Genomic DNA, 1,501 nt, shown 5'->3' on the forward strand with positions numbered 1-1,501 from the left:
TACCTATCTGGGAGGTATATTGCTAATTGGATTGCATTTGCAGCATTCCTTAACCAATGTATTGCAAACATTGGGGAAAACCTCAAAACAGTTTTATTGGATTTGTACTGCCATAGTTGTGTTATTGGTGGCGGGATTTGCCTTGGTCCCGATCCTGGCCTATTGGAAAGCATAAATGAGTGAAGAACAGCAATTAGACAGCTTTTCCCCGAAAGGCCCGCTGGAACAGCGCTGGACCCAGCATAAATACAATCTGCGAGTAGTCAGTCCGGCAAACCGTAAGCGTTATCGAGTCATCGTAGTGGGAACCGGTCTGGCTGGTGCCTCTGCGGCAGCATCGCTGGCGGAAATGGGCTATCAGGTTAAAACCTTCTGCTTTCAGGACAGTCCTCGAAGAGCTCACAGCATTGCCGCGCAGGGTGGCATTAATGCCGCCAAAAATTATCATAATGATGGCGATAGTGTCTGGCGACTGTTTTACGACATGATTAAGGGTGGCGATTTTCGTGCCAGAGAATCCAATGTCTTCCGTCTGGCTGAGTTAAGCACTTCCATTATTGATCAGGCGGTAGCACAGGGGGTGCCGTTTGCCCGTGAATACAGTGGCTATCTGGCTAATCGATCATTTGGTGGCGCTCAGGTTTCCCGTACCTTTTATGCCCGTGGACAAACCGGTCAGCAATTGTTGCTGGGAGCTTATCAGGCGATGAGCCGACAGATTGCCGAAGGCCATATTGAGCATTTTTCCCGCAGTGAAATGCAGGATTTGATCAAAATTGATGGCAAGGCTAAAGGCATTGTAGTGCGAGACTTGTTAACGGGTGAGTTGAGATCGCATCTGGCTGATTGTGTGGTGCTGTGTACCGGTGGTTACAGTAATGCCTTTTATCTGTCGACCAATGCCAAAGGCTGTAATACTTCGGCTATCTGGCGGGCACATAAGCATGGTGCATTATTCGCCAATCCCTGTTTCACGCAGATCCATCCGACCTGTATTCCGCAACATGGGGAACTGCAGTCCAAATTGACCCTGATGAGTGAATCGCTACGGAACGATGGTCGTATCTGGGCACCCAAAAATCCGGCTGATTGCGGACGTGACCCGCGTGAGATTCCTGAGCAGGATCGTGATTATTTTCTCGAACGTATGTATCCCGCCTTTGGCAATCTGGTGCCTCGTGATATTGCTTCACGTGCAGTCAAACATATCTGTGATGATGGCCGTGGTGTAGGTCATGAAATCAATGGTCAGAAACTGGGTGTCTATCTGGATTTTGCCGATGCCATTAAAGAGCAGGGCGCGGATGTTATCAATGAAAAGTACGGTAATTTATTTGACATGTATCAACGAATTACCTCAGAAGACCCTGCACAGCAGCCAATGCGAATATATCCCGCTGTCCATTACACGATGGGGGGCTTGTGGGTGGACTACAATCTGATGACCACTGTTGATGGTTTGTTTGCCGGAGGCGAAGCCAACTTTTCCGATCACGGTGCC

1 protein-coding gene is annotated in these 1,501 nt (G+C 48.8%); it reads left to right on the top strand.

The features are described from left to right. Positions 1-175: 175 nt before the first annotated feature. Positions 176-1,501, top strand: a 1,326-nt coding sequence (gene sdhA / locus LGT40_RS00420) for a succinate dehydrogenase (quinone) flavoprotein subunit (protein ID WP_226343115.1), incomplete at its 3' end; no start/stop codon positions are given.

Source organism: Methylophaga pinxianii (genome assembly GCF_020447225.1).
GTDB classification, from domain to species: domain Bacteria; phylum Pseudomonadota; class Gammaproteobacteria; order Nitrosococcales; family Methylophagaceae; genus Methylophaga; species Methylophaga pinxianii.